The sequence below is a fragment of the Roseovarius sp. 217 genome, from assembly GCF_000152845.1.
GTDB lineage: Bacteria > Pseudomonadota > Alphaproteobacteria > Rhodobacterales > Rhodobacteraceae > Roseovarius.
The window spans coordinates 2,792,848-2,812,953 of the sequence record NZ_CH902584.1 but is presented as its reverse complement, the minus strand read 5'-3'; the positions used below and the strand labels follow the sequence as shown (position 1 = coordinate 2,812,953).

Sequence of the window (20,106 nt, the reverse complement as noted above, 5' to 3'; positions counted from 1 at the left end):
TCAACCCCCAGCAAAACGAGCAGGCCTCATGACGACCAATCGCCATCTTTTGGGCTGGCTTCAGGCAGCGCCCCTGATTGCGGTGCTTTTGGCGTTCCTGATCGCCCCCATCGTGATGATCGTCATCGTCAGCTTTTGGGGGGCGACCGAGTTCTCGATCTACCCGGCCTTTCAGTTCGACAATTATGAATTCCTGTTTGGCTCGGCCGTGACCTATCAGGTGTTCGGCGCGACGCTGAAATACGCCCTCATCACTTGGGCGCTGACGCTCACCATCGGGTTTACTGTGGCCTATTTTCTGGCCTTTCATGTGCGCAGCATGACGATGCAAATCGCGCTCTTCCTGATCTGCACGATCCCCTTCTGGACCTCGAATATCATCCGCATGATTTCATGGATTCCGTTTCTTGGCCGCAACGGGATTGCCAATCAGACGCTCCTGTCCTGGGGCGTGATCGACGCGCCGCTGGAGTGGCTTTTGTACTCCGATTTTTCGGTGATCCTGGCCTTTGTGCATCTCTACACGCTCTTCATGGTGGTTCCGATCTTCAACACCATGATGCGCATCGACAAATCCCTGCTCGAGGCGGCGCGTGACAACGGCGCAAGCGGTGTGCAGACACTGGTGCATGTGATCCTGCCCCTGACCAAGCCCGGCATCATGATCGGCACGATCTTTGTCGTCACGCTGGTCATGGGCGATTTCATCACGGTGCGCTTCATGTCGGGTAGCCAGCGGGCCAATGTGGGGCGGCTGATTTCCAACGATATCGCCCTGTTGCAATACCCGTCCGCCGCCGCAACCGCCGTTGTGTTGCTGTGCACCGTGCTGATCGTGATCGCGATCCTGCTGCGCTTTGTCAACATTCGCAAGGAGCTCTGAGATGGGCCGTCGACCGCGCTCTTTCTACGTGCTGGCCGCCTTTTTCGGCCTCTTCGTGCTGTTTCTCTACGGCCCGATCCTGACCATCGGCATCCTCAGCTTCCAAGGCCCACAGGGCGGTCTGACCTTTCCGATGAACGGTCTGTCGCTGCACTGGTTCCGTGACCTGTTTCAGGAACAGGCCGTGGGCGATATCTGGGGCGCGTTCCGCCGCAGTTTCGCTCTAGGACTGATGGTGATGATCACCACGGTGGTGGTGTCGATCATGGCGGGGCTGGCCTTTCGCAAGCGGTTTGCCGGATCGGGCCTGCTCTTCTACGCCGCCATCACGGCGCTGGTGATCCCCTCGATCCTGATCTCGCTCGGCGTGGGGTTGATCTTTAGCCAGTTGGGCTTGCGGATTCACTGGGCAACCTCTGGGTTCGGCGCGCAACTGACGTGGACCTTGCCCTTTGGCTTGCTCATCATGTTCGCCGTCTTCAACCGGTTCGACAAAAGCTATGAAGAGGCCGCGCGCGATCAGGGGGCCACCGCGTGGCAAACCCTTCGCTACGTGGTATTGCCGATCATCGGGCCCTCTTTGATCGGGGTGGCGCTCTTTGGCTTTACCCTGAGCTATGACGAATTCGCCCGCACCCTGCTCACCGCAGGCAGCTACAATACCCTGCCGCTGGAAATCTTCGGGATGACAACCAACGTGACCACCCCGGTGATCTACGCGCTTGGCACACTCACCACGCTGTTCTCCTTTGCGATTATCGCGGTCTTCCTGCTCGGCGCATGGATCATGGACAAGCGGCGCACGCGGCTTGGCTCGGATGCGGGGAGAGGCATATGAAACTGGCCTATATCAATCCCAACGCAACCGTCGGCATGACGACGGGCATCGTCGCCGCCGCACGCAAGGCGCTGCCAGAGGCCGAGATCTTTGGCCTGACAAACACAAGCGGCCCGGCGGCCATTCAGGGCCGCGCAGACGGCGACGCCGCTCTGCCCGGTCTCTTGGCCCTCTTGCCCGTCGCTCGGGCGCAGGGGGCCGACGCCATCGTGATCGCCTGTTTCGACGACACGGGCCTGACCGAAGCGCGCGCGATCGCCGGATGCCCGGTCTTGGGCATCGGTCAATCCAGCTATGTGATGGCACAGTTGCATGGGCTGAGGTTCTCGGTCGTCACCTCGCTGGCGGTCTCGATCCCGGTGATTGAGGACAACATCCGCCAGCAGGGGTTTGCAGCGTCCTGCGCTTCGGTGCGGGCAAGCGGCCTGCCGGTGTTGACTATCGACGCGGGCGCGCCGGACACCATCGACCGCATCGCCGCCGAAATAGAACGAGCCCGCCACGAAGATGCCGCCACCTGCGCCGTGCTCGGCTGCGCGGGGATGGCGCCTCTCAAGGATGCTCTCTCGGCACGGACGCAGTTGCCCCTGATCGACGGCGTCGCCGCGTCTGCCCTTCTTGCCAAGGCGGTCGTGACTGGCCTCGCCCGATCAAGCTAAGACCCGTTTCGCGCGCCGCCCTTGGCAAGCCACCGAGCCCCTGCGCAAGGTCGTCAACGAGTCCTTCACGCGAGCAGGTCTGCCCACCTACGGCCCCCATGCCTTCCGGCACATACTGGCGCGCCACGCGGCGAAGACGGCAATTTCAGTCGCCGAAATCGTCACCAGTTCGCAAAACCTTGGCCACACCGATGGTATGACACCACTGCGCAGCTACCGCCAAATCAGCCGCGAACGTCGGCGGGAACGGATCACAGGACGAAAACCCGATGACTGACGCGAGTCATGCCATGCCCCGGCGAGGGACCCGATTGCGCCAGCCGTCAACCGTGGGAACACATGTGGGGGCGACTGTTTTTGGAGGGTGTTTTTCAAAGGACACCAATACCTTAAGCGGAATTAGTGGCGGAGCCGATGGGATTCGAACCCACGAGACCCTTCCGGGCCTACTCCCTTAGCAGGGGAGCGCCTTCGACCACTCGGCCACAGCTCCGCCGACGCGTATAGCCGCCCATGTGGGAGAGTTACAAGGCTAAATTTCGACTGTTTCGAGGATCAGTTTCATCCGCCCCCAAAACCCTCATCCCAGGCAACCGTGACCGGTTTGACAGGTGCAACCCTGCGCGGCCACACCTGTCAAAACCCACCTGCGCCCGGCGCGCATCGGTCTGGGCGTCAGTTCGCCATCAACGCCGGCACAATCGTGACAATCGTCGGAAAGAACCACAGAAGGCCAAGCGCCCCGACTTGGATCAGCACGAAGGGGACCACACCGCGATAGATATGCCCCGTCGTGACCTCCTTCGGTGCCACCCCGCGCAGATAAAACAGCGCAAAACCAAAGGGCGGCGTCAGAAAGGAGGTCTGCAAATTGACCGCAATCATGATCGTCACCCATTTCGGATCAAAGGTGCCGCCATAGATCACCGGCCCCACGATGGGGATCACGATATAGATGATCTCGAGAAAATCGAGCACGAAGCCAAGGATGAAGAGCACCAGCATCACGATCAGAAAGACCTTAAGCTCATTGTCAAAGCTCTTGAGGAATTCCTGAATGTAATGCTCGCCCCCAAATGAGATCACCACGAGGTTCAAGAGTTGCGAACCGATCAGGATGGTAAAGACCATGCTCGTGACCTTGGCCGTCTCGCGCACCACCGGGCTCAGCACTCCACCGGTATAAAGCACCCAGCACGCGAACAAGAGCCCGAACACCGCATAGAGATAGGCGGCATAGGCAAAGAAGAACGCCACCCAGGATTCAAAGCTGACCCCGCCCTGATTGATCCGGAGGTCAAAGTTGATGCCGATCAGGATCGACAGCACCACCGCCAGCGTGGCCAGAATGATGATCTTGGGCGACCGGTCCTGATCACGCAGCTTGCGATAGGCCGCGAGCATGATGGCCCCCCCTGCCCCCAGCGCCGCCGCCGGGGTCGGGTTGGTGATCCCGCCCAGGATCGACCCCAGCACCGCCACGATCAGCACCAGCGGCGGAAAGACCACACGGATGAGCTCGTTCTTGGCCATCCGCACCGCACCATGGGCACAGCCATAACAGGCCATCGCCAGCGGGATGAGCAACAAAAGCACCGTCACCCCAGCTGAGGTCGACGGTCGGATGAGGGTGATATCCACCAAAAGTCCGAGCAGGATTCCGAACGCCCCGATCAAGAGCGGTGCCGGATTGGCCGACGGCGCCACGCCCCGGCCCACCGCCAAGGTGAGGGCGAACATCACCATCAATGTCGCCACGCCCGTGCCGATAGGGGCGGCATCCGCCTCTTTCTGGACGCGCAGCGCGGCGATTTCCTCGGGCGTCAGGCGCACGCTCGCGGTCACGCCACCGGCGGCGTCAATCCCCTGTTGCTCTGCCACCGCCGCATCCCATTTCGATTGACCGTGCAATTCGATCATCGCCGCCTGACAGTCGGGGCTCACATTGGTGCGCAAGGACGCGGACTCGCCCTGATCGCTGAAACTGTCGACAATCAAGCCCTGACTGCCAACCACACCCAGCGTCGAGAGCAGCATCACCCCGGCAATCACGGCCACCGGCACACCGAGGAACCATGTGAACCCCTCACCACGGGTGATCACCTCGCCGCGCGTGCCACCGGCGACCTGAACGGCCGGTGCCTTGGATGGGTTCACCAGCGCATAGCCAAAGGCATAGAGCCCATAGAGCACCGCCAGCAATATCCCCGGCAAGAGCGCCGCCTGAAAGAGCGTGCCCACCGACACCACCGCAGGCTCACCCAGATAGGTCAGCGCATCGGTGCATCCCACCGACAGCGCCCGGTTCTCCTGTGCCACCGAATAGAGATCGCCTGCCAGCGTGCCCAAGAGCACGATGACAATCGAGGGCGGAATGATCTGCCCCAAGGTGCCCGACGCCGCGATGACCCCCGTCGCCAATTGCGGGCTATAGCCCGCGCGCAGCATCGTGGGCAGGCTCAACAGGCCCATCGTCACCACGGTCGCCCCCACGATCCCGGTCGAGGCCGCAAGAAAGGTGCCCACCACCACGACCGACACCGCAAGACCGCCCGGCAGCGGGCCAAAGACCCGCGCCATGGTGGTCAAGAGATCATTCGCGATCTTGGAGCGTTCCAGCGTGATCCCCATCATCACGAACATCAGAACCGCCAACAATGTCTCGATGGACGCCCCCGCCAGAACGCGCTCGTTGATCCGGTTCACAAGGAAAGACACGTTGCGATCCAGCGCCACTTCCCAGCCCAGCGGAAACACCGGCTGCGCCGCGCGCGGCAAATCCGGATATCGGAAAACTGACACCGCATCGGGCCGCACACCACTGGCCACGATGGCATTATACGCCTCGCTCGACGTGTCGATGGCCTGATGGATAAGCAGCCCCGCGCTGTCGAGCCCGGCAATGATGCCAAACGCCAAAATCCCCGCCCCGCCAATGGCAAAGGCCACAGGAAAGCCCGATAGAATACCTCCAAAGAGGCACAGAAATACGATGATCAGCCCGATCTCGACCCCGTCCAGTCCGAATAACATTGGTCCCTGCCCCTTTAATGTGTGCCTTCAAAGGCTTCTTCACCCTCGCCCAGCGTGTCGCGGTCGAGGTATTTGCCCAGACTGTCGGGGCCTTCCTTGAATTCCAGATATGATCGCCAGAAAAACGCCATCGCATGCAGGAACACCATGCCCGCAAAGAGCACCAACAACACCTTGAACAGGAAATAACCGTTGAACCCGTTGGGGCTGAACCCGATGGTTTCCACATTCCAGCGCAGGGCACGGGATTTCATCAACAGCCGGTCCAGCGGCTCACTGGCCGAAGGGTTCGGCACGATCAGATGCCGCCACATGAAGAACCAGCCATACATCCAGGTCAGCACCGCCATCGGCATCATGAAAATGAGACTGCCCGCCATGTCGATCACCTTCTTGGCGGAATGGCTGACGGGCGCATAGATCAGGTCCACCCGCACATGGCCGCCCTGAACAAACGTATAGGTGGCACAGAGCGTGACAATCAGCGCGTTATAGAGCTTGAGCTCTTCGGAATACCAACTGACGTCGAATTGCAGCGGGATACCGAAGCCGATCACCAGATCGGGACGGGCAAAGATACGCTGGATGAACACAATGATGATCTGCTGGAACACCATGATAAGCCCCGCCCAGGCGGCAAAGCGTCCGACCGTATTGGCCAACCCCTCCAGCCCGCGCACACAGCCCCACATAAAGCCGTTTTTCCACAGGCCCACCCCGGTGAGCACCAGAAAGGTCACGAACACAACAAAGAAGAACTCGACCGAACCGCCATAATAGACGACCCGCATGATCGCTTCCTTGTTGGACCAATCCAGCCAGCTTGCGGGATGGCTGATGGCATAGGCCAGATTGTAAAAGGCCATGCCGATATTCTGGAAAATCCAGAGAACTGCGTCCAGCATCTTGTCCCCCTCATGCGCGGATACGCGGGTCCGCGCGGCCCATCATGCGATGCGGACAGGCCCCGAGCACCGGGGCCTGTCGCTGTCAGTGTCGCGTGGATCAGCCCAGAACGCGGTCGCGCTGTGCGGTATAGGCACCGTCCGACTTGTTGATCCAGGCCGATGACGATTTCATCGACGCCATGTAGCTGTCATAGACGCGCTTGTAGATCTCGTCGCTCATGTTCTCCTGATGCACGGCATCCGAGGCCTGACCAAAGGCATCCCAGACGCTGTCAGGGAATTCGAGCGTTTTGACACCGTTGGATTGCAAACGCTGCAACGCGGACGAGTTGTTGGACAGGAACTGCGCCAGATTCCACTGATGCGTCTCGGCACAGCCGATCTCGACGATCTTTTGCTGCGCGGGCGTCAGGCTCTCGAACACTTCGCGGTTCATGCCGATCGACAGGCCCGCACCCGGCTCGTGGAAACCGGCGGTGTAGTAGAACTTGGTGATTTCCTGGAACCCGGCCTTTTCGTCCGCCCAGGGGCCAATCCACTCGGTGCCGTCAATCGCACCCGAGGCCAACGCCTGGTAGACTTCGGCGCCGGGAATGTTCTGGACCGATGCGCCCAACTTGCCAAGCGCCTTGCCACCAAGACCGGGCATGCGGAACTTGAGACCGTTGAAATCCTCCGGCCCTGCGATCTCCTTGGAGAACCAGCCACCCGCCTGCGCGCCCGTGTTGCCCGCAAGAAAGGATTTGAGACCAAAGATCTGGCCAAGCTCGTCATGGAACCCAGCGCCACCGTCATGGTAATACCAATTCACCAGCTCTTGCGCGGTCATGCCGAAAGGCACCGAGGTAAAGAACGCATAGGCCGGGTGCTGACCGACAAAGTAATAATCGGCCCCGTGATACATGTCAGCCTGACCGGCGGTCACCGCGTCGAACACCTCGAACGCACCCACCAATTCACCGGCACCCTTGACGTCGATCACAATGCTGCCGTCGGCCATGCCGTTGATATTGTCGGCGGCGCGCTGTGCGGCGTCAAACACCCCCGCCAGACCCCGACCCCATGTGGTGACCATGGTCAGATTGCGCACACCCTGCGCATAGAGCGGTGCAGCCAGCGCCGAGGCCGCAACAGCAGCCCCGCCACCCAGTGCGGTATTCTTCAGAAAAGAGCGACGATCCATTTGGTTTTCCTCCCCATTATTATGACAGTGCCGCCACCTCTCTGGCGACACCCGGATCTCTGTAGTGGGCCGACCTTAGCGACGGGTTGTGCATCTGCAAATACCGACTACTGCGTAGAAGCCGGGGGGTATTTCAAACTTTTCGTGATGATTTGCCCCCTCGCCGGGGGTCATTGCATGCAATTGTGCACGCAGTCCGCGCTTTGTGCTTGAAACAGGATCGGTGCGGGTGTTGAGATTCGCGCATGAAACCCAAAATTTTCTCCACTCTGTCGGGCTACACCGCCGCGCTGTTTCGCGCCGATCTTATTGCCGGGATCAGCGTGGCGATGGTGGCGCTTCCGCTCAGCATCGCCATTGCGATTGCCTCGGGTGCGGACCCCGCCTCGGGACTGACCACCGCCATCATCGGCGGCTTTCTGATCTCGGCCTTGGGCGGCAGCAGGGTGCAGATCGGCGGACCCACCGGCGCCTTTATCGTCGTGGTCTACAGCGTCATCGCCGAGCACGGGCAGGACGGGCTCATCCTTGCAACGCTGATGGCCGGTGTAATCCTTGTGATCGCGGGTCGATTGCGCGCAGGCAGCCTCGTGCGCCATATCCCCGAGGCGGTGATCAACGGCTTTACCATCGGCATCGCCATCATCATCGCCACCAGTCAGGTCAAGGACTTTCTCGGCCTCACCACCGAAAACCTGCCAGCCGAATTTCTCGAAAAGATCGAGGTGCTCTGGCATGCCCGCGACACCTTTAACCCCCATGCGCTCGTGATCGGGCTGGCGACCATGGTGCTGATCGTCGGTCTGCGCCGCGCGGCCCCGCGTTATCCAGGGCTGATCGTGGCGGTGGGGCTGACCTCAGCCGCCGTGGCACTCTGGCAAATGCCGGTCGACACACTCCTGTCCCGCTTTGGCCCCCTGCCCAATACGCCCAACATGCCCAGCCTGCCCACACTCGACCTTGATCGGATGATCGACCTGCTGCCCTCTGCCCTCATCATCGCCTTTCTCGCGGGGGTGGAATCGCTCTTGTCGGCAGCGGTGGCCGACCGGATGATCGGTGATAAATCGCAACCCAACGCCGAAGTCATCGGCAATGGCGTCGCCAATATCGGCTCCGCGCTCTTTGGCGGGCTACCGGCCACCGGCGCAATCGCCCGTACCGCCACAAATGTCCGTGCAGGCGCTCAGACCCCGGTCGCGGGCCTCCTTCATGCCGTGGTGATCCTGCTCGTGATGCTGCTCGCGGCCCCCTTGGCGGGCTATTTCGCCATGCCCGCCCTTGCGGGCCTGCTGATCCTGATTGCATGGAACATGTCCGAACCGCACAAATGGCGCAGCTATATGGCGGACCGTCCTTCGGACCGGATGCTTTTGCTGCTCACGCTGGTGCTGACCGTGCTGGCCGACCTCACCGTCGCCATCGGGGTTGGCGTGGCCTTGGGCCTCGCGCTGCGCCTGCGCCGCCGCCATGTGCCGCCCGCCGACTGGCACACGCCCGAGCATTGACGCGCGAAAGACTGGATATGACGCGCATTTCGCCCTATCGCTGATCCATGAACCGCCTCTTCGCCCACATTCGGCTCAATTATGGCCAAAAGCTATTTCTGATCGCCACCCTGCCGCTGATCCTCACGGCACTGGCGATATCGGTCGTGGTCACGCTGCAATCGCGCCAACTTGCGGAACGCGAGATCGAAACGCTCGAGGCGCAGCTGATCGAGGCCAAGCGCGCGGAACTCAAGAATTACCTCTCCATCGCCCGCACCGCCTTTGTGAACATCTACGGGCGCGCGGCGCCCAACGACGAACGCGCCATGGAACAGGTCAGCCAGATCCTCGCAGGCATGCTCTATGGGCAGGACGGCTATTTCTTTGTGTTCGACTATGACGGCAACAACCTTGTCAGCCCAAGACATACCGAACTCATCGGTCGCAACTGGACCGGGCTGGAGGATGAGGGCGGCCAACCCATCACCGATGAATTGATCCGCCTCGCCCGCACGGGCGGCGGCTATCACAGCTACGAATGGCCCAAACCCTCGACCGGCGAGCGCGCGCAGATGGTCACCTATGTGATTGGGCTGCAAGACTGGCGATGGGCGGTGGGCACCGGCGTGTTCATCGACGATGTGGTGGCCACCGTCACCGCCTCGCGCGAAAAGGTCGAGGCGCGGGTGGAGCGCACCTTCTTTTACATCGGCGCGGCAATGCTGGCAGCGCTGCTGTTGGTTTTCGTCTCGGGCCTCTTCATCAACATCCGCGAACGCCGCCTCGCCGATGCCAAGCTCAAGAAACTCACCCAGCGCGTGTTTGACGCACAGGAAGAGGAGCGCGGCCGCGTCGCACGCGAATTGCACGACGGCATCAGCCAGATCCTCGTCGGCGTGCGCTACGCCCTCGACACCGCCAAACGGCGGCTGGCGGCGGGCGACACCCGCGCCGCCGACACGCTGGAACGCGGCATCACCCACCTCTCGGGGGCCATTCAAGAGGTCCGCCGCATCAGCCGCGACCTGCGCCCCGCCGTGCTGGACGACCTCGGCCTCGGTCCCGCGCTCAAGACGCTGGCCGAGGATTTCGGCAAGCGCACCGGCATCGCAACCGAGTTCAGCACCGTGGTGTTTCGCAACCGACTGGATGACGAGGCCAAGATCGCTCTCTACCGCGTGGCGCAAGAGGCCTTTACCAACATTGAACGCCATTCCGGCGCGACCCGCGTCACCATTGATGTGCGCGGCCATGCCCGCGGCGCCACCCTGAGGATCGCCGACAATGGTTGCGGCATTGATCAAGCCAAGCCCTCTGGCACGCCCGGCGGCGGGCTGGGCCTGCGCAACATGCAGGAACGAGTCGAACAACTGGACGGCACTTTAGCGGTGATCTCAACCAAGACCGGCACCGCCATTGAGGCAACCGTCCCCCTCACCCACCTTTTGCCGCCCCAAGAACGCCCCACCCCAAAGGAAAAGGCCCGCGCATGAGCCCCAAACCCATCCGGATCGTGATCGTGGACGACCACCCGATGGTCGCCGAAGGCATCCAGTCCATCCTCGAGAGCTATGATGACATCGAAATCCTCGCCAGCCTGTGCAACGGACAGGCGATCATTGACCGGGTCGAGGCGCTCGATCCCGATGTGATCCTGCTTGACCTCAACATGCCTGGGCTGGGCGGGCTGACCACAGCCGAGATCATCCTCGAAAAGCGCCCCGACACCCGCATCCTGATCCTCACCATGCATGACAGCCCCGAATACATCTCCTCGGCGCTCAGCCACGGTGCTGCGGGCTATGTGCTCAAGGATGTGCCCACCGACGAGATCAAGCGCGCCATCGACGCGGTGATGACCGGCCAGCGCTATCTCTGCACCGGTGCCAAAGGCTCGCTCGAACCCTACGAGAACCCCGAGCGCGAACAACTCACCAACCGCGAACAGACGATCCTCTTGCAACTGGCCCAAGGCAAATCCAACAAGGACGTGGCGCAGGCGCTCGATATCTCGGTGCGCACCGTCGAGACACATCGCAAGAACATCAAACGCAAACTCGGCATCGCCTCGACCGCCGGGCTCACCCGCTATGCGCTGGAACATGGGGTTTTGCAGGGCACAGGCGTCCGGCTCTGATCCGTGCTGGCAGATCGGCGGCCAACCCCCAAACCCCGAGCTATGTGGAACCAGATGAATTCCATGACCCCACGCCAGGACGCCCACGCCGATTCCCACACAAATCACCCCGCCAACACCGGTCATTTCCGCGATTCAAACGTCGAGACCAAGTTTCGCGCAACAAATGCAAAGATTTCATCCCGGTTTGCGACATTTTATCCACCAAATCGGCTTGACGCTCTCTGCACCCGGACCTAAGGTCGCCGCCACGCAGCATAGGAGTCGCCCGCGTGACCACACTAGGAAACATCGTAGGTAAATGGCGCATGGGCCGGTAACGGAAACCTCATCGGTCCCCCATGCGCCCCCGTTTCCCACCGGGGGCTTTTTTATGCGACTTGAATTGACGTCAGATACGGAGCACGAAAACATGACACGTCAGATGACCGGAGCGAGAATGGTGGTCCAGGCCCTCAAGGATCAGGGCGTGGATGTCGTATTCGGGTATCCCGGCGGTGCCGTGCTACCGATCTATGACGAGATCTTTCAGCAGAATGATATTCGCCACATCCTCGTGCGCCACGAACAGGCCGCCGTGCATGCCGCCGAAGGCTATGCGCGCTCGACCGGCAAACCGGGCGTGGTGCTCGTCACCTCCGGCCCCGGTGCCACCAACGCGGTCACGGGCCTCACCGATGCGCTGATGGATTCCATTCCGCTTGTGGTTCTGACCGGACAGGTGCCGACCTTCATGATCGGCAATGACGCCTTTCAAGAGGCCGACACCGTCGGCATCACCCGCCCCTGCACCAAGCACAACTGGCTGGTGAGCGACACCGCGCGCCTTGCCGACACGCTGCATCAGGCGTTTCATGTCGCGACCACTGGCCGCCCCGGCCCGGTTCTGGTCGACATCCCCAAGGATGTGCAATTCGCCTCGGCCACCTACACCCCGCCAAAACAGGCGCGGGTCTCGCATTACCAACCGCAGGTCAAAGGCGATATCGAAGGCATCACCGATCTGGTGGCCGCCCTCGAAAAGGCCAAGCGTCCGGTCTTCTACACCGGCGGCGGCGTCATCAACTCGGGCCCAGAGGCCACACGCCTCCTGCGCGAACTGGTTGAGGCCACCGGCATTCCCACCACATCGACCCTGATGGGGCTGGGCGCCTATCCGGCCAATGGTCCGCATTGGCTCGGCATGCTCGGCATGCACGGTCTCTACGAGGCCAATATGGCGATGCATGGCTGTGACCTGATGATCAACATCGGCGCGCGCTTTGACGACCGAATCACCGGGCGGCTCGATGCCTTCAGCCCGGACAGCATCAAGGCGCATATCGACATCGACCCCTCGTCGATCAACAAGGTGATCCGCGCCGATATCCCGATCGTCGGCGATATCGCCAATGTTCTGGCAGACGTGCTCGATGTGTGGAAGGCGCGCGGTGGCAAGCTCAACCGCGAGGCCATCGCCAAATGGTGGGACCGCATCACCGAATGGCAAAAGGTCGACTGCCTCAAATTCATCCAAAAAGGCAAGGTGATCAAACCGCAATACGCCCTCGCCCGGCTCGAGGCGCTGACCAAGGATCACGACCGCTATATCTGCACCGAAGTGGGCCAGCATCAGATGTGGGCGGCACAATACTTGGGCTTCAACGATCCCAACCGCTGGATGACCTCCGGTGGGCTTGGCACCATGGGCTACGGTTTTCCAGCCTCCGTCGGCGTCCAGATCGCCCACCCCGAGGCGCTCGTGATCAATGTCGCAGGCGAGGCGTCATGGCTGATGAACATGCAGGAAATGGGCACGGCGATGCAATATCACCTGCCCGTCAAACAGTTTATCCTCAACAACGAACGCCTCGGCATGGTGCGCCAATGGCAGCAATTGCTGCACGGCGAGCGCTATTCGTCAAGCTGGTCGGAATCCCTGCCTGATTTCGTGAAACTGGCAGAGGCCTTCGGGGCCAAGGGCATCCGCTGCCATGAGCCCGCCGATCTCGATGACGCGATTATGGAAATGCTCAACCACGACGGGCCGGTGATCTTTGACTGCCTCGTCGAAAAGCACGAAAACTGCTTCCCGATGATCCCGTCGGGCGAGCCGCATAACAAGATGCTCTTGGGCGAGGCCAGCACGAAGGACGCCATCAAAGAGGGCGGCGCGGTGCTGGTGTGACGCGGGGTCTGCCCCACCACCGACCACGCCCGATCAACAAGGAAACCGCATAATGTCCGCTCTGCAAATCAAAAAAGGCTCGTCCAAACATTCCGCCTATAACCTGCGTCCGACGTTTTCGGATCAGCAGGAAACCCATACGCTCGCGGTGCTGGTCGATAACGAACCCGGCGTTCTGGCCCGCGTGATCGGCCTGTTCTCGGGCCGTGGGTATAATATCGACAGCCTGACGGTGGCCGAGGTGGATCACACCGGCCACACCTCGCGCATTACAATCGTCACCACCGGCACGCCGCAGGTGATCGAACAGATCAAGGCGCAGCTTGGCCGCATCGTGCCCGTCCACAAGGTCAATGACCTGACCGTCGAAGGCCCCAGCGTCGCGCGCGAATTGGCCCTGCTCAAGGTCGAGGGCAGCGGCGACAAACGCGTCGAGGCACTGCGCTTGGCCGACATCTTCCGCGCCAATGCGGTCGACAGCACGCTCACCAGCTTTGTCTTCGAAATCACCGGCGCGCCCGAAAAGATCGACGCTTTCGCCGAACTGATGCGCCCTCTGGGCCTTGTCGAAATGGCGCGCACCGGTGTAGCCGCCCTACCGCGCGGCCTCTGATAGAGGTCGCAGCGGGCGGCTTGTCGCGGGATTGACGCGCCGCGTCGCAGACAGGCGCGTAAGGGCGCGGGGCTCTGGCAGACTATGCGCCAGCCCCAACCCCGGAGACGCCAAATGCCCGCTCTGACTGATCTGTCGAATGTCCGCAGGCCCGTAGAGCAGGCCAACGGCCTGCCCAACGCCCATTACATCGACCCCGCTGTGTTTGCAGAGGAAAAGCACGCACTCCTTTTCAGCCAATGGGCAGGACTTGCCGTGGGTGCCGACGTCCCGGAACCCGGCGACGCCAAGCCGCTGGAATTTCTCGGCATGCCGCTCCTCTTGATCCGCGACAAGGACGGCGAGGTCCGCGTTTTCCAGAACATCTGCCGCCACCGTGGCATGATCCTCGTCGAGGAACCGCGCAAGATCGAGGGCGCCATTCGCTGCCCCTATCACTCGTGGTGCTACTCGACCAAGGGCGCGCTGGTTTCCACCCCGCATGTCGGCGGGCCGGGCCATAACACCCACGAAAGCATCAAACGCGACGCGTTGGGCCTGACCGAGATTCGCAGCCATATCTGGCGCGATGTGGTCTGGATCAATGTCTCGGGCGACGCCCCGGCGTTCGAGGTGGCCATGGCCGATCTCATCGCCCGCTGGCGCGAATTCGACCTGCCGGTCTATCACGGCGGCCCCGACAGCCGCTTTACGCTCGAGGTGCAAACCAACTGGAAACTCGCAGTCGAGAATTACTGCGAGAGCTATCACCTGCCTTGGGTCCACCCCGGCCTCAACAGCTATTCTCGGCTCGAAGATCACTACCACATCGAGAAACCGGGCGAATATTCCGGTCAGGGCACCATGGTCTATCGCCAGATCACCAATGAGAACGGCGAGACCTTCCCCGATTTCGCCGACGTGGGCGCGAAATGGAATGAACAGGCCGAATATATCGCGGCCTATCCCAATGTCCTCTTGGGCGTGCACCGCGACCATGCCTTTGCCATCATTCTCGAACCCAAAGGCACCGAGCGCACGGTCGAACATATCCACCTCTATTACGCGGTCCCCAACGCCGATGACGGTCTGCGCATGCGCAACACCCAGCTTTGGAAAACCGTGTTCGAAGAGGATATCTTTGTCGTACAGGGCATGCAGCGCGGTCGCCACGCCACCTATTTCGACGGCGGGCGCTTCTCACCGGTGATGGACAGCCCCACGCATTGCTTCCACGCTTGGGTGGCGGGCCGCGTCGAGGCGCATCGCGCGCAGGCACTTGCGGCGGAATGAGCGATCTCGACAGCGCCATGATCCGCGCACATGCGACGGGCGATCAAGCAGCGCTGATCGCCCTCTATGCGCAGGCGGCCGACACGGCGAACGACCTCAACGCCGCCTGCTTTTTCCTCACCCATGCCTATGTCTTCGCGCTTGAGGCAGGCGCGGCCGAGGCGGCATCCCTGCACGCCCGCCTTGTCGCCCATGGCCGCGAGGCATAACGCACCGCGCTTTTCTTGGCTCAAATACTCGCGGGGGTCCGGGGGGCAGCGCCCCCCGCCTCGCACATCAGCTTGTACAGATGCCACGTCGCATGCCCCAAGAGCGGCAGCACGAAAAACAGCCCCAGAAACGCAGGCAACATCGCCAGAAACGTCAGCCCCGCCACCAGCGCCCCCCAGGCCAGCATCGGCAGCAGATTCTCCGTCACAACAGTGAGGCTCGTCAGCATCGCGGTGACAAAATCCACCTCGCGGTCCAAAAGCAGCGGCAGCGACACGACCGTCAGACTATAGAGCAAAAGGGCAAACACGGCCCCCACCGCTGTTCCCACCGCCAGCATGCTCATCCCCTCGGGCGTGAAATAAACCTCGAAAGACGAAGACACATTGGTCATCGTCGACAGCCCCATAAAGAGCGCGAATATCATATGCGCAAGGAAGAACCAGAACAGGAACACCATGATGATGATGGCGCAGATCGACGGCAATTGCCGCCGCCTCTGATGCGCGATCACCCCGAAAATCTCGGAGGCCACCAGCGCCCGCCCCTCGCTCAGCCGATGGCTTACCTCATAGAGCCCCACAGCGGCGAACGGCCCCACCAACGGAAAGCCCACAGCGGCAAAGATCAACCAATAGCTCTTGCCGGTGACCAGCGTGATCCAGGCCAGCCCCCAGCCGATCAGCACATAGACACCGGCGAAAATCACCGCATAGCCCGGCGCGCGACGCATATCCGCCCACCCCCGGCGCAGCGCCTCACCCAACATGTCAAACCCGACAGCGCCCATCTCCGGCACCCCGAGCGGCTTGATCTCGTTCTGCGGCATCCCTGTGGTCCTCCCCTTGATGCACGAGCCTAGCCAAGCAAGCGCCCTGCGCAAATATCTAACTTGAACTCATCTATATCGCCATCGCTGAGGCAGGGACCATTTGCCTGTTGCCGACATTGGTCCCAAGCGCCAAAGCGCGGACTCAAGGTGCCGCAGGCACCGCCGCGCAGCGCCCGTCCGCCCCACCGGGCGGGCGCTTTTGCGAGGTCTTAACTCACTGAAAACACGGAAAGACTTGGCGGGCATAAAGTGCCAGCCGACTTTGGAGCAGCGCCCACCCGGCGGACGGGCACCGCGCGGTCTATCGTTTGGGGCCAAGGTCAGCCCCCCAAAATGCAACAGGCGCGCCCGACCCCTGTCAGACGCGCCTGCCCACTCTTGCAACGGCCAATTCCCCTCAGATGTGGATCACCCGATCATAGGCATCGAGCACGCTCTCATGCATCATCTCGCTCAGCGTCGGATGCGGGAAGACCGTGTTCATCAGATCCTCTTCCGTGGTCTCCAACTGACGACCCACGACATAGCCTTGAATCAATTCCGTGACCTCGGCGCCGATCATATGCGCACCGAGCAGCTCGCCGGTCTTGGCATCAAACACCGTCTTGACCATGCCCTCGGCTTCGCCCAGCGCAATCGCCTTGCCATTGCCGATGAACGGGAACCGGCCCACCTTGACGCTATAGCCCGCGTCCTTGGCCTTGGCCTCGGTCAGCCCCACGCTCGCCACCTGCGGATGACAATAGGTGCAGCCCGCGATGCTCTCGGGCTTGACCGGATGCGGATGCCCACCCGCGATCAGCTCGGCCACCATCACGCCCTCATGGCTCGCCTTATGCGCCAGCCACGGCGCGCCCGCGATATCACCAATCGCATAGAGCCCCTCAACGCCGGTGCGGCAATACTCATCCGTCACCACATGCGTCCGGTCGATCTTGACGCCCAGCGCCTCCAGCCCCAGACCCTCGACATTGCCGACAATCCCCACGGCGGAAATCACCGTGTCGAACTCGTGTTTCTCGACCTTGCCACCGACCTCGATATGCGCGGTGACTTTGCCCTTGCCCCGGTCCAATTGCTTGACCATGGCCTTTTCCATGATCTTCATCTTCTGCTTGGTAAACGCCTTCTTGGCAAAGGCGGAAATCTCGGCATCTTCCACCGGCAGGATGCGGTCCATCACCTCGACCACCGTGGTCTCGCTCCCGAGCGTATTGTAGAAACTGGCAAATTCGATCCCGATGGCACCTGACCCGATCACCAACAGCTTCTTGGGCATACGCGGCGGCACCAGAGCGTGCTTATAGGTCCACACAAGATCGCCATCCGCCTCCAGCCCCGGCAATTCCCGCGCCCGCGCGCCGGTGGCCAGAATGATATGCTTGGCCGTCAGCTCTTCAGTGCCCTTGTCGGTCTTGACGCTGACCTTCCCCTTGGCAGGCAAGGTCGCAGCCCCCATCACAACGGTCACCTTGTTCTTCTTCATCAGATGCGCGACGCCGCCGCTCAGCTGCTTGGCCACCCCGCGCGAGCGTTTGACCACCGCATCGAGATCATAGCCGATCCCCTCGGCACTCAGGCCAAATTCCTTGGCCCGGTGCATCAGATGGAACACCTCAGAGGAGCGCAGCATCGCCTTGGTCGGGATACAGCCCCAGTTGAGACAAATACCCCCCATATGCTCGCGCTCGACAATAGCCACCTTGAGGCCCAGTTGCGCGCCCCGGATCGCAGCCACATAGCCGCCCGGACCCGCCCCGATTACGATCATGTCATAGGTCGTCGATGCCATGCGGCCCTCCCTTTCAAAATTTAGTTTGCCATTAAACTATTTTCCACCACATCGCAACGCGACATGATTGAGCGATTGAACAAACAATCGTCATCCGCGTCTTTCGAGCAATTGAAAGCGCAGAGAGGGGCGCGGATCAGGCGGCCTGCTTGATCCGGCGCAGCGTGTCGCCATAGCCGCCCTCGGCCTCGAAGGCACGCTCCAGCGCGGTCGACGGACGTTGCAGCGCCGCATTGCGATAGGGGAATCGCCCGAACTGCCGGATCACCTCGCGATGCGCCCGTGCATGTGTCAGGTTCTCAGCCCCGTGCTGCGGCATCCGCTCGCACATCAACCGCACGCAACGCTCCTGATCACACAGGTTCTCGGAATGCATCAAGGGCAGATAAAAGAATTGCCGCGCCGGTTCATCAATCCGCAGGTCCCACCCGCGATTGATCGCGACCTTGCCCGCCGCCAGTGACTGCGCATCGGTGACAAAGGCCTTCGCCTCGCCCCGGAACATATTGCGCGGAAACTGATCGGTCAGGATCACATAGGCCAACATTCCGGTCGGATAGGTCAGCCACAGACCATAGGCCCCGTCACGTGCATTCTCCCAAGCGGCCTCAAACCGCTCCTTCACCGTGGCGTCCAGCGCCTCAGATGTTTTGTACCAGCCCCCCGGCCCGATCTCATCCAGCCAGAACCGCAACACGTCGTCGGGTGTAACCATAGGGGGACTCCTCATTGTCCTATGATGGTTTCATGACGTTAACGGGTATTTAGCCCGCTTTCACAGTAACATATTACTACAGAAGGGACATATTTACTTAATTTCAATCCTGTTTCGCCTCTTGCGCAGTTTCAATGGCATATTCTTGCGCAAACTCCACCGCCATTGGCGAAGAAGAGGGCGAAACCGGCATATACCGGTCGGTTTCGCGCACTGCCGGGGCCTTGCGCTGCGTCATCCGATAAATCGCATAGGCCACCATCGCGAACATCAGCACCGCGATATAGAGGAAATAGCCGCCCGGCCCCATGACTCCCATCATCCAGCCCACCATCAACGGCCCTGCAATCGCGCCCAGCCCGTTGATGAACACCATGCCGCCCGCCGCCGCCGCCATGTCATCATGCTCGAGAAAATCATTCGTATAGGCAATCAGAAGCGAATAGAGCGGGTTCGACGTGCCCCCCACGATGAACCCGGCCAACAACAGGAACCAGTAATTATCGCCCAGCATCATGCCGACCACGGCCCCGATGCCCGTTCCCAGCGACACGCCCGCAATCAGCTTACGCCGGTCCATCCGGTCTGACAGCCAGCCCAGCGGATATTGCGCCACCACGGCAGCCACGTAAAACGACGCGACAAAGGCCGAAATCTGCCCCACGCTCAGCCCCGCCTCGGCGCCATAGACCGCCGCCATGCCGAATTGCGCAGCAAAGACCCCCCCCGTCAGCAGCATCCCGACACAGCCCAGCGGCGAGATTTTCATGATCTGCCGCAGCGACAATGGCTTGGTCGTGCCAAAGGCGGGCGTTGGGCTGACCGACAGCAGAATCGGCGCAAAGGCCAGCGACACCAGAACCGACGGGATGACGAACAGCACATAGCCGGACGGGTCCGCCAGCACCATCAACCCCTGCGCCGAGACGATGCCGATCATCTGCACGATCATATAGAGCGACAGCGCCTTGCCGCGCGTCGCATTGGTCGCGGAATTGTTCAGCCAGCTTTCAGCGGTCACATAGACCCCCGAGAAACAGAATCCGATCAGCACCCGGCCAATCGACCAGGCCCAGGGCTCTGCAATCGTCGGATAGAGGATCAGCACCGCCGAAATCATCGACCCCAGCGCGGCAAACACCCGCACATGCCCGACCCGACGGATCATCTCAGGCGCCATCCGAGAGCCAAACAGGAACCCCACGAAATAGGACGACATAACCACCGACATCTCGTAGGTCGAAAACCCTTCGAGCGCGCCACGCACCCCGAGAAGCGTGCCTTGCATGCCATTTCCGACCTGCAACAGCATCATGCCCAACAAAAGGGCCCATGCCCCCGACAGCACCTGAAACATTACGCCTCTCCTTCGTC

17 protein-coding genes and 1 tRNA gene are annotated in these 20,106 nt (G+C 61.4%); 10 read left to right on the top strand and 8 right to left on the bottom strand.

The window, feature by feature from the left end; all coding sequences use genetic code 11:
* Positions 1 to 28 precede the first annotated feature (28 nt).
* The 3 genes from ROS217_RS13355 to ROS217_RS13345 are packed head-to-tail and all read left to right on the top strand — an operon-like array spanning position 29 to position 2,380.
* The gene (locus tag ROS217_RS13355) at positions 29 to 883 is read left to right on the top strand and encodes an ABC transporter permease (RefSeq protein WP_009818296.1); all 855 of its coding nucleotides are present in this window, start codon (positions 29 to 31) and stop codon (positions 881 to 883) included.
* A gap of 1 nt (position 884) precedes the next feature.
* Positions 885 to 1,721, top strand: a complete 837-nt coding sequence (locus ROS217_RS13350; RefSeq protein ID WP_009818295.1) for an ABC transporter permease — start codon at positions 885 to 887, stop codon at positions 1,719 to 1,721.
* Positions 1,718 to 2,380: an aspartate/glutamate racemase family protein gene (locus tag ROS217_RS13345; RefSeq protein WP_009818294.1), complete on the top strand. Its 663-nt coding sequence runs from the start codon at positions 1,718 to 1,720 to the stop codon at positions 2,378 to 2,380. The genes ROS217_RS13350 and ROS217_RS13345 overlap by 4 nt, the downstream gene beginning before the upstream one ends.
* Positions 2,381 to 2,783: 403 nt before the next feature.
* Here ROS217_RS13345 and ROS217_RS13340 read toward each other — a convergent pair.
* From ROS217_RS13340 to ROS217_RS13325, 4 genes are all read right to left on the bottom strand, one after another.
* Positions 2,784 to 2,873: transfer RNA gene (locus ROS217_RS13340), tRNA-Ser, on the bottom strand.
* 182 nt (positions 2,874 to 3,055) lie between these two features.
* The gene (locus ROS217_RS13335; protein ID WP_009818293.1) at positions 3,056 to 5,413 is read right to left on the bottom strand and encodes a TRAP transporter large permease; all 2,358 of its coding nucleotides are present in this window, start codon (positions 5,411 to 5,413) and stop codon (positions 3,056 to 3,058) included.
* Positions 5,414 to 5,427: 14 nt separating this feature from the next.
* Positions 5,428 to 6,318 carry a TRAP transporter small permease subunit gene (locus tag ROS217_RS13330; RefSeq protein ID WP_009818292.1) on the bottom strand — a complete coding sequence of 297 codons (891 nt, stop codon included), beginning with the start codon at positions 6,316 to 6,318 and terminating at the stop codon, positions 5,428 to 5,430.
* Between the two features lie 100 nt (positions 6,319 to 6,418).
* Positions 6,419 to 7,504, bottom strand: coding sequence for a TRAP transporter substrate-binding protein (locus tag ROS217_RS13325; RefSeq protein WP_009818291.1), 1,086 nt, complete (start codon positions 7,502 to 7,504; stop codon positions 6,419 to 6,421).
* Between the two features lie 245 nt (positions 7,505 to 7,749).
* On the opposite strand from ROS217_RS13325, the gene ROS217_RS13320 reads away from it, so the two are divergent.
* The 7 genes from ROS217_RS13320 to ROS217_RS13290 all read left to right on the top strand — a co-directional run bounded on the left by ROS217_RS13320 (position 7,750) and on the right by ROS217_RS13290 (position 15,392).
* On the top strand, positions 7,750 to 9,012 hold the full coding sequence (locus tag ROS217_RS13320; protein WP_009818290.1) for a SulP family inorganic anion transporter: 1,263 nt from the start codon (positions 7,750 to 7,752) through the stop codon (positions 9,010 to 9,012).
* A gap of 47 nt (positions 9,013 to 9,059) precedes the next feature.
* Positions 9,060 to 10,487: a cache domain-containing protein gene (locus ROS217_RS13315; RefSeq protein WP_009818289.1), complete on the top strand. Its 1,428-nt coding sequence runs from the start codon at positions 9,060 to 9,062 to the stop codon at positions 10,485 to 10,487.
* Positions 10,484 to 11,131, top strand: a complete 648-nt coding sequence (locus tag ROS217_RS13310) for a response regulator transcription factor (protein WP_009818288.1) — start codon at positions 10,484 to 10,486, stop codon at positions 11,129 to 11,131. Before ROS217_RS13315 ends, ROS217_RS13310 begins: the two co-directional genes overlap by 4 nt.
* A 412-nt stretch (positions 11,132 to 11,543) precedes the next feature.
* Positions 11,544 to 13,298 (top strand): acetolactate synthase 3 large subunit, encoded by a 1,755-nt coding sequence (locus ROS217_RS13305; protein ID WP_009818287.1) that lies wholly within the window; start codon positions 11,544 to 11,546, stop codon positions 13,296 to 13,298.
* Positions 13,299 to 13,350: 52 nt separating this feature from the next.
* Positions 13,351 to 13,911 carry an acetolactate synthase small subunit gene (gene ilvN, locus ROS217_RS13300; RefSeq protein ID WP_009818286.1) on the top strand — a complete coding sequence of 187 codons (561 nt, stop codon included), beginning with the start codon at positions 13,351 to 13,353 and terminating at the stop codon, positions 13,909 to 13,911.
* Between the two features lie 114 nt (positions 13,912 to 14,025).
* Positions 14,026 to 15,183 carry an aromatic ring-hydroxylating oxygenase subunit alpha gene (locus ROS217_RS13295; protein WP_009818285.1) on the top strand — a complete coding sequence of 386 codons (1,158 nt, stop codon included), beginning with the start codon at positions 14,026 to 14,028 and terminating at the stop codon, positions 15,181 to 15,183.
* Positions 15,180 to 15,392 (top strand): hypothetical protein, encoded by a 213-nt coding sequence (locus tag ROS217_RS13290; protein WP_009818284.1) that lies wholly within the window; start codon positions 15,180 to 15,182, stop codon positions 15,390 to 15,392. Before ROS217_RS13295 ends, ROS217_RS13290 begins: the two co-directional genes overlap by 4 nt.
* 20 nt (positions 15,393 to 15,412) lie before the next feature.
* Here the strand turns inward: ROS217_RS13290 and ROS217_RS13285 are convergent, their stop codons facing one another.
* The 4 genes from ROS217_RS13285 to ROS217_RS13270 form a co-directional block, all read right to left on the bottom strand.
* Positions 15,413 to 16,222, bottom strand: a complete 810-nt coding sequence (locus tag ROS217_RS13285; RefSeq protein WP_009818283.1) for a DUF2189 domain-containing protein — start codon at positions 16,220 to 16,222, stop codon at positions 15,413 to 15,415.
* A gap of 400 nt (positions 16,223 to 16,622) precedes the next feature.
* On the bottom strand, positions 16,623 to 18,017 hold the full coding sequence (lpdA, locus tag ROS217_RS13280; protein WP_009818282.1) for a dihydrolipoyl dehydrogenase: 1,395 nt from the start codon (positions 18,015 to 18,017) through the stop codon (positions 16,623 to 16,625).
* A 136-nt stretch (positions 18,018 to 18,153) separates the two neighbouring features.
* Entirely contained in the window at positions 18,154 to 18,732 is a 579-nt protein-coding gene (locus ROS217_RS13275; protein ID WP_009818281.1) for a DUF924 family protein, read from the bottom strand.
* Positions 18,733 to 18,835: 103 nt separating this feature from the next.
* A complete protein-coding gene (locus tag ROS217_RS13270) occupies positions 18,836 to 20,089 on the bottom strand; it encodes an MFS transporter (RefSeq protein WP_009818280.1) in 1,254 nt (417 codons plus the stop codon).
* Positions 20,090 to 20,106: the final 17 nt, after the last annotated feature.